At 59.0% G+C, this 8213-nt stretch carries 9 protein-coding genes; 5 read left to right on the top strand and 4 right to left on the bottom strand.

The window, feature by feature from the left end; translation table 11 throughout:
• The 3 genes from B0D71_RS06310 to B0D71_RS32065 all read left to right on the top strand — a co-directional run.
• Positions 1 to 733, top strand: a 733-nt coding sequence (locus B0D71_RS06310) for a hypothetical protein (RefSeq protein ID WP_205885984.1), incomplete at its 5' end; no start/stop codon positions are given.
• A 523-nt stretch (positions 734 to 1256) separates the two neighbouring features.
• Complete coding sequence (locus B0D71_RS06305) at positions 1257 to 3317, top strand: TonB-dependent receptor (RefSeq protein ID WP_103393977.1); 2061 nt, start codon at positions 1257 to 1259, stop codon at positions 3315 to 3317.
• Between the two features lie 5 nt (positions 3318 to 3322).
• A complete protein-coding gene (locus B0D71_RS32065; protein WP_276310323.1) occupies positions 3323 to 3445 on the top strand; it encodes a hypothetical protein in 123 nt (40 codons plus the stop codon).
• A gap of 22 nt (positions 3446 to 3467) precedes the next feature.
• Here B0D71_RS32065 and B0D71_RS06300 read toward each other — a convergent pair whose 3' ends face one another.
• Complete coding sequence (locus tag B0D71_RS06300; RefSeq protein WP_103393976.1) at positions 3468 to 4427, bottom strand: HlyD family secretion protein; 960 nt, start codon at positions 4425 to 4427, stop codon at positions 3468 to 3470.
• 3 nt (positions 4428 to 4430) lie between these two features.
• Positions 4431 to 4802, bottom strand: a complete 372-nt coding sequence (locus B0D71_RS06295) for a DUF3302 domain-containing protein (protein WP_103393975.1) — start codon at positions 4800 to 4802, stop codon at positions 4431 to 4433.
• 151 nt (positions 4803 to 4953) lie between these two features.
• Here B0D71_RS06295 and B0D71_RS06290 point away from each other — a divergent pair, with 151 nt between their 5' ends.
• Positions 4954 to 5616 (top strand): VIT1/CCC1 transporter family protein, encoded by a 663-nt coding sequence (locus B0D71_RS06290; RefSeq protein WP_103393974.1) that lies wholly within the window; start codon positions 4954 to 4956, stop codon positions 5614 to 5616.
• Between the two features lie 77 nt (positions 5617 to 5693).
• Positions 5694 to 6776: a sterol desaturase family protein gene (locus tag B0D71_RS06285; RefSeq protein ID WP_103393973.1), complete on the top strand. Its 1083-nt coding sequence runs from the start codon at positions 5694 to 5696 to the stop codon at positions 6774 to 6776.
• 153 nt (positions 6777 to 6929) lie between these two features.
• Here the strand turns inward: B0D71_RS06285 and mug are convergent, their stop codons facing one another.
• Positions 6930 to 7445 carry a G/U mismatch-specific DNA glycosylase gene (gene mug, locus B0D71_RS06280; protein WP_103394037.1) on the bottom strand — a complete coding sequence of 172 codons (516 nt, stop codon included), beginning with the start codon at positions 7443 to 7445 and terminating at the stop codon, positions 6930 to 6932.
• On the bottom strand, positions 7438 to 8064 hold the full coding sequence (locus B0D71_RS06275) for a TetR/AcrR family transcriptional regulator (RefSeq protein WP_103393972.1): 627 nt from the start codon (positions 8062 to 8064) through the stop codon (positions 7438 to 7440). The genes mug and B0D71_RS06275 overlap by 8 nt, the downstream gene beginning before the upstream one ends.
• Between the last annotated feature and the right edge of the window lie 149 nt (positions 8065 to 8213).

Genomic DNA, 8213 nt, shown 5'->3' with positions numbered 1-8213 from the left:
GTGTGAACTGAATAAACGCGGCGCACTTGAGTCCATCGCCGGCAAGCCGGCTCCTACAGTTTGGTGTTCACATCATTCGACGCGGTCCCTTGTAGGAGCTGGCTTGCCAGCGATGGTCGTTAACGATTACGCGTGTGAACTGAATAAACGCGGCGCACTTGAGTCCATCGCCGGCAAGCCGGCTCCTACAGTTTGGTGTTCACATCATTCGACGCGGTCCCTTGTAGGAGCTGGCTTGCCAGCGATGGTCGTTAACGATAACGCGCATGAACTGGATAAACGCGGCGCACTTGAGTCCATCGCCGGCAAGCCGGCTCCTACAGTTTGGCGTTCACATCATTCGACATGGTCCCTTGTAGGAGCTGGCTTGTCGGGTCGCCGCATCGCAGCGATGGTCGTTAACGATTACGCGTGTAAACCGGATAAACGCGGCGCACTTGAGTCCATCGCCGGCAAGCCGGCTCCTACAGTTTGGCGTTCACATCATTCGACGCGGACGCGGTCCCTTGTAGGAGCTGGCTTGCTAGCGATGGTCGTTAACGATAACGCGTGTAAACCGGATAAACGCGGCGCACTTGAGTCCATCGCCGGCAAGCCGGCTCTTACAGTTTCCCGGGATTGCGTGAAGAACCATTTTTTCCTGATGTGTGCGCCAATGGAACTGAAAACCATTCTGACACTCGAAGTCTTTACGGGCGAAGCGGGCGTCGTAGTGGTGACGCATTCGCAATAAACGCCCTGCATGGTTGTTAAGCCGGGAGGGTGGCATGGAAGATCGCGCGATGTTCAAGTTCGTTGCAGGCTACCTGCTCGTGTGCGCACTGTTGGCATGGGGGGTGGCCCAGGCGTCCCCCTGGATCGCCTCGCATGTGCTCCTGAGCTGGATTCTCTAGCACCGCGTTCCTCGGTGCCACGCCCGACGATTTCCGATACCTCATCCCGATACTTCAAGCACCGCAAGGGTGCGGTCCATTGTCTGGACTTCTTCCTCTGATCCTCAGCCTGCATTGCCTTTGCTGGCGTGATGCGCCACGGCCTTCTGTCGATACCTGAAAAAACCAGCGTTGCCCGAGGCGGCAAAAATCGAACTCGAATGTATTCAATTGGATACGTTTTCGATCTATAGATTTAAATGAGAAGCCTTATCAATAGTATTTGTTTTTGATTTTCATTCGATTAGACTCCCGCCAGCTGTAGGAAGACAGCGTTCTGGACGTAAGAAAAAACACAAAAAATCTGTCGCAGGGGAGCGGGGCGTGAATTTCAAAAAAAATACAATTGCGTTGGCTGTGGGGTCGGCGGCTTGCCTCATGAACAGCACATGGGCGGCCAAACAGTCGAACACAATGGAAATCGCGCCGATCACGGTGACGGGTGAAAAAATCAACCGCACCCTGGAAAAGACCCAGTCGAGCGTGGTGGTCGTCACCGACAAACAGCTGCGGGAAAAGGAAGACCATAACCTGGTCGACGTATTCGCCCGTACGCCAGGTGTCTACAACCAGTCGGGCAACGAAAACTGGGGTATCCGTGGCGTACCTGTGTCCGGTTTCGATGACCAGGGTCCGGCTGCGCTCAACGGCGCGGTCTCGGTATTCGTCGACGGCGCCGTGCAGCCGAACCGCGCACTGACCCTCAGCCCGATGCCGCTGTGGGACGTCGAGCAGGTCGAAGTGTTCCTCGGTCCGCAATCCACCACCCAGGGCCGCAACTCCCTGGCCGGTGCAGTGGTCATTCAAACCAAGAATCCAACCTTCGAACCGAGCTTTTCTGCGCAGACCAACGTAGGCAACTACAACGAACGCGGTGGCGCGGTGGCCGGTGGCGGCTCGATCGTCGACGATAAGATCGCCGGCCGCATCGCCGTCGATTACCAGGAAGGCGACGGTTACATCGATAACCTCTTCAACGGCGATGACGCCAACCCGACCCGCACCGCTAACTACCGTGGCAAGCTGCTGGTTCTGCCCAGCGACGATCTTGATGTGCTCTTGACCTATGCCCACGGTGAAAGCCGCAAGGGCGATAACTCGGTCATTCGCCAGAACGACAAGATCCGTTATTACAAAATCGATTCCAACACCGAGGCCTACGACAAGCTCAAGCAGGACACCGTCAGCGCCAAGGTCGACTACCGGCTCAATGATGACTGGTCCATCACCAGCCTCACGGCCAACACCGATTCGGACTACGACGCCCGTCTGGACTTCGACCAATCGGCCGATGCCAACCAGTTCGTTCTGCGCAAACAGGACGGCGACCTGTTCAGCCAGGAACTGCGGCTGAACTACAGCTCGGACACAGTGAAGAGTTTTGCTGGCCTCTACTATGGCCACAACACCAACAACTTCCACGACAGGCTGTTTTTCGGCAGTCGCCTGTTCGGCACCGTGAAGGGCGATACCACGATTGAGAACAAGGCGGTATTCGGTGAGGTCAACTGGACCTTCGCCCCGCGCTGGACATTGATTACCGGTCTGCGCTACGACCACGAGACCAACGACACCGACGTCAAGCAAGACGACTTCTCCGAGCCCGCCAAAGACAATCAGACGTCTGATGCCGTCTTGCCAAAACTCGGTATCGACTACGAGCTGGCCGACAATCAGTTCGTGGGCTTCATGGTGCAGAGAGGTTATCGCGGCGGTGGCGTCAACGTCCGGGCCGGTAGCGGTCACCAAGCCTACGATCCGGAATACACCACCAACTACGAGCTGTCCTACCGCGGTTCGTTCATGGACCAGACCCTGCGTACCCGTGCCAACGTCTACTACACCGACTGGAAAGACCAGCAGGTCAGTGTGCTGGACCCGCAAACCGAGTTCCTTGACGTGTTCAACGCCGGTAGCAGCGACATCAAGGGCCTGGAAGTCTCGGTTGAAAAAGACTTCGGCGAACAGCTGACCCTGAATGCCGGGGCCTCCGTGACCGATGGCAAGTACAAGGACTTCGTCACCAGCGACGGCCGGGACATGAGCGGCGAGGACTTCCTCTTTTCGCCCAAGTACAAGATGGCGCTGGGTGCTACCTATCGCTGGAATGATCGCCTGACGTTCAACACCGACGTCGTTTATCAAAGCACCAGTCCGTCGGAATACGAGTTTGACGACGCCGGTCAGGTCACTGGCGAGCGCAAGAGCGACGCCTACTGGTTGGCCAACTTCAACACCGAGTACAAGGTCACCAAGAACATCGCGGTGTCCGGTTACGTGAAAAACGCCTTCGACAAGGAATACGTCACCAACAACCGCAGCGGCGACATTGTCGATGTCGGCGCACCGCGCACGGTGGGTCTGGTTCTGCGCTACGACATGTAAACCCGATGACCTGCGGGAGCCGCCTGCTCGCGATTGCGGACGCGATCCGAAGCCTGCTCGATCAGTCGTTGCAACTGCGCGACCAGGCCGGTTCGTTGAACCGGCAACTGACCCAATTCAAGGATTGAGTCAGTTGCCGGTGCTACCCGGTTAGTGGAACGGGAAGATGTAGTTCATCCAGGCGGCCATGCGCAGGAGGATCTTGCGCATCATCGCGATGTGATGGAAATGCTGGCTGTACAGCGCCGCCTGGCCGTAGGCCCCGCCGGGCATCTGGTCGACGTACTGGGCATAGTCGGGATCGGTGATTTCAATGATCACCGGTACCCGGCCGGCCGGTGGTGAGCCGGTGAAACCGATCAGCGTGCCCGAAGGCTGGATCTGGCCCTCGGCAATGACCGACACGACGGTTTTGACCTTGCCTTCAAACACCTTCCCGGGAATGCCGTCAAAAGCGACTTCGGCCTCGTCGCCTTCGGTCAGGCGCAACAGGCTGTTCTGGCGCATCCACGCGGAGAAGTAGTGCCCTTCGGCGGGAATGAAGACCATCGAAGGGCGCAGCGGCAATTTGGTCGCCATCATGCCCGGACGCAGCGACACGTGGGTGACGAAGCCTTTGCTCGGCGCACGCACCGTGGTGTTGTCGAGTTCGTACTGCGCGTTGTCCAGTTGTGCCTTGAGGTCGTCACTGCGCGCGACCACCATGTCCAGTTCCCGTTGGGTACTGAAGTTACGCTTGATCAACTCGGTGATCCGGGCGCGATCGGCCTGGGCGGCAATCAGCTGTGCCTTGAGGGATTTCACCCGGTACTCGAAAGGCGCGGGGTCGATGCGAAACAGCACATCGCCTTTTTCCAGGGGCTGGTTGGTTTTCACCGGCACATCGATCACCTGGCCACTGACCACGGGAATCACCGGAACTGATACGAAATAGGAACGCGCCACCTCGGAGTAGGGGTGGTTGTAGTTCATGGTGAAAATCAGCGCGCCGATAATCACCACTCCGCCCAGCACCGCTGTGGGCACCGTCCATTTGTTCAGGGGAATGCGGAAGATCTTGAAGATGGCTACGCAGAGTGCCGCATACGTCAGTATGAGTAATAGATCCATGGCTCAAATGCCCTCGCCGAGATTGTCCGTTGGCAGCTTGCCCGGTGCCGTGCCCGCCGATGCTTCGAGGCGCTCGATCCGGCCTTGCAGTTCGGCGACCTGTTGTTCGAGGTGAACCACATGGCTCTTGGGTGAATGCCCGTCACTGAAGCCCCAGCCCCGGTCCTCTCGATAGGCCATCGCCCAGATCCACAGGAACGGCCAGAGCGCGTGCAGGGTGAACAGGCTGACCCAGCCGGTGGCGTGGATCGCATCCTGGTGGGGGTGGTTGCGGTGGACGGCAATTTCATAGGGGATGTCGTGGAGCAGGATGATCCCGTAGAACAAGACGAGCCCGACAAAGATCAGCAGGCCCAGCGCGAAGTAATCAAGCATGTATCACTCCTCTTGAAGCAGGAAACGTGTGCGCATGAGTGTAGCCGTTCAATCTACACTTGACGGGGATGCGGATATCCAGCCTGGGCAACCGGTGCCTGGCCGAAGCGTCGACCGGTATCGAGCCGGCAGACCCGGGGGAGGTGAATTCATGCAAACCAATGGTCAATTCGAGAGGGCGCCTGTACTTGATCCTGTCGAGCGTATTACCGAGGTGATCTTCGGCCTGCTGATGGCCATGACGTTCACCGGCACCATCAGCGTGGCCACGGCAGACCAGGCCGCCGAACGCACGATGATGATTGCCGCGCTCGGTTGCAATCTCGCCTGGGGACTGGCCGATGCGGTCATGTACCTGTTGCGCGCACTGGTAGAGCGCACGCGCCGGATCAAGTTGTACCTCGCCCTGCGCAATGGCGCGGACGCCGCGGCCGGTCAGGCGCTCATTGCGCAAGTATTGCCGATGCAATTCGCGACGGCGGCCGGCAGCGAGGGCCTGGAACTGTTGCGCCTTCGGCTGCTCGAGCAGCCGCCTTTGCCGATCAGGGCCGGCCTCGGCTGGAACGACTTCAGGGGCGCCCTCGGTGTTTTCCTGCTGGTCGTGTGCTCGACCTTTCCGCTGGTGGTGCCGTTCATACTGCTCGATCAGACGGCGCTCGCCATCCGCCTGTCCAACCTGATCGGTCTCGTGGTGCTGTTCATCGCAGGCTGGCTGCTCGCCCGATACGCGGGCGCCACGCAATGGCAGGGTGGGGTGATCATGGCGGCGACGGGGGCCGTGCTGATCCTTGCAATCATTGCGCTGGGCGGCTGACAGTCGGTCATAAATCAACACATTAAAGACTCGTTCTCATTTACAATTGCCCTTCCATTTACGTTGGGCAGCCCGCTATGGATGTTCTCGTCGCAATCCATCTTTATTTATCCCAGTGGGTGATCGAGCCGGTCACCCGGCAGTTCCTGGGCATTTTCGACTTCAACGGCAGACTCGGTCTAGCCTTTCTCTGCATGTCTTACGGCATCGCTTTTTGCCTGTTCCGGTACCGAAAATCCCGGGGCCTGACCGACGCGCGCTCGTTCCCACAGTTCATCGGCGGCCGCCGGGTCTACCTGCACCGCTCGGCGCTGCTCGACTACCGCTATTACTTCGTAATCGCCATTCTCAAGGTTGCCCTGGTGCTGCCCATCGTCGGCCTGGTCGATCCGTATGTCTTGCGTTCAGCGGACTACATCGCGTTCTTCACCAACCTGTGGGGCGCGCGTACGCAAGTGCAGGAGAACCTGGCGCTGACCCTGCTTTATGGACTCGGGGTATTCCTGGTCAAGGATTTCAGCCATTACTGGGGCCATCGCGCCTTTCATTCGCGGTATCTGTGGGCCTTCCACAAAGTCCATCATTCGGCGCCCGTGCTGGTGCCGGCGACGGCCAGCCGGGTGCACTTTCTGGAAGATGTGGTGGAAAAACTCACGGACATCATCTGCCTCGGCGCCTTTGCCGGTGTCTTCTGGTACGCCTGTGGCGGGGAGATCAGCCGCTATACGCTATTTGGCGTGACCTACATGGTGTTCATCTTCAATAGCCTGGCGGCCAACCTGCGTCACAGCCATGTGTGGCTTTCCTTCGGGCCGGTACTTGAGCGGGTGCTGAGCAGCCCGGCGCAACACCAGATTCATCACAGCGATGCGCCGCGACACTTCAACAAGAATTTCGGCATCAATCTGTCACTGTGGGACTGGATGTTCGGCACGCTGTACGTCACCCGGTCCACACCCGAAGTCATCCATTTCGGCACCGGGGAACAGGATCACGAGCGATACCTGACGCTGCAGGGTTTGATCGTCACGCCGTTTGTGGATATCGCGCGCAAACTTTTCCCTGCCAAACGCCCGAACGCACAGCCTGAAAGCAGATCTGATCCGTATTTTTCAGCGCAATCTGCCTCTGTAACGAAAACAGTCGTCCGCCCACAATAAGTCTTCGGTACGCCGTTCGGGCAGCGCCCGGCGCCCGCTGTACCGCCAATTCATTGTGTGGGAGGCCACATGGCCAAGATGACGATTTTTCTCGGCGGTTTTCTGCTGTTGACCATCCTGATCGGTGTGCTGGCGACGATTCCGCCGGCGTGATTAGCGCTGATCGTCGACGGCCAGCCGCAGTTCGCGGTACGCCGTGACCAGTTGCTCAAGGCTGAATGCACGATTTCTCCCGCTGGGGTTGGGCAAAACCCAGACCGAGGCATTGCCGAAGGTTTTGCCTTGCAGGCCCCAGGCAATGTCGCGCTGACCGGACAGCGCGCTATAGGCCGCCTTGCCCAGAAACGCCACGAAACGCGGCGCATGGCGGGCGATTTTCTGTTCGAAGCCCGCTGCGGCGGCGCTGAACTCGTGCAAGGACAATTGATCGGCACTGGCCGTCGGCCGTTCGACCACCGCGGTCAATCCGCATCGATAGTTCAGGAGGGTCCGATCGTTTTCCGGTTGCACTTGCTCGGGGGTAAAACCGGCGAGATGGAGCGTGCGCCAGAAACGATTGCCGCGCCCGGCAAAATGGTGCCCCTGGGCGGCGGCAGTCAGTCCGGGATTGATACCGCAAAAGATCACGGCCAACTCCCCGGCAAGAATATCCTCGAGTTTTTCACTCACCACAGATCACTCTGACTGCATTGCGCGCCAGCGCCGTCAGCTCGGCTCGGGATTTACCGGCCCGGGCACGTATGGAAATGCTGTGCAGCAGCGACGAGGCGAGCACGGCAAGGGCCGCCGGGTCTGCATCGCTTTTCAACTCGCCGGCATTTTTCGCCGCTTGCAGGCGAACTTCCAGATCGGCATCCAGCCGGCTCAAGCGGTCGGACAGCACCTCGCGAATCTGTGGATCCTCGACGGCTTCGGTGGTTGCCGTGCCGATGGCGAAGCAACCCCGGGGCTGGCCGTCGCCCGAGAAGTAAATCGACAGCTGCCCCTCGTAGAAGCGCTGCAAGGCCTCGGCCAACGGCAGCTCCAGGTCCGTCAGCGCCTCGCGCATGGACGCCGCGGCAAACTCCCAATATTGCTCCAGCGCTTTGATATAGAGCGCGTGCTTGTCGCCGAATGCCGCATAGAGGCTGGGGCGATTCATTCCGGCGGCGGTGGCGATGCTGTCGAGCGACGCGCCGGAATAGCCGGTGTTCCAGAACACCCCGAGTGCCTGCTGCAACGCTGTCTGCGGGTCGTAGGCCCGAGGGCGGCCACGGCCTTTGCCCTCTGTCGATTTATTTTGTGCCATGTCGTACAAAATCCTTGTTAGAAGGTTGGTCGAGGGATATTCTTACACTATCGCACAAAATTAAGGAATCAGAAATTCCTTGATCCTGGGTTTGTTGTAGCCGAGCGCGAACTGAGTGTTGCGGCGACGAAACCGACGCGCTGGGAGCG

This window comes from Pseudomonas laurylsulfativorans, from assembly GCF_002906155.1.
In the GTDB taxonomy this organism is placed as follows: Bacteria; Pseudomonadota; Gammaproteobacteria; order Pseudomonadales; family Pseudomonadaceae; genus Aquipseudomonas; species Aquipseudomonas laurylsulfativorans.
This window is presented reverse-complemented; position numbering and strand designations above follow the sequence as displayed.

Excerpts from the sequence above, each read along its gene's own strand:
- B0D71_RS32065 (WP_276310323.1), top strand. The coding sequence starts at position 3,323 with ATGACCTGCGGGAGCCGCCTGCTCGCGATTGCGGACGCGATCCGAAGC.
- B0D71_RS06300 (WP_103393976.1), bottom strand. The coding sequence starts at position 4,427 with ATGGATCTATTACTCATACTGACGTATGCGGCACTCTGCGTAGCCATC.
- B0D71_RS06295 (WP_103393975.1), bottom strand. The coding sequence starts at position 4,802 with ATGCTTGATTACTTCGCGCTGGGCCTGCTGATCTTTGTCGGGCTCGTC.
- B0D71_RS06290 (WP_103393974.1), top strand. The coding sequence starts at position 4,954 with ATGCAAACCAATGGTCAATTCGAGAGGGCGCCTGTACTTGATCCTGTC.
- B0D71_RS06285 (WP_103393973.1), top strand. The coding sequence starts at position 5,694 with ATGGATGTTCTCGTCGCAATCCATCTTTATTTATCCCAGTGGGTGATC.
- B0D71_RS06275 (WP_103393972.1), bottom strand. The coding sequence starts at position 8,064 with ATGGCACAAAATAAATCGACAGAGGGCAAAGGCCGTGGCCGCCCTCGG.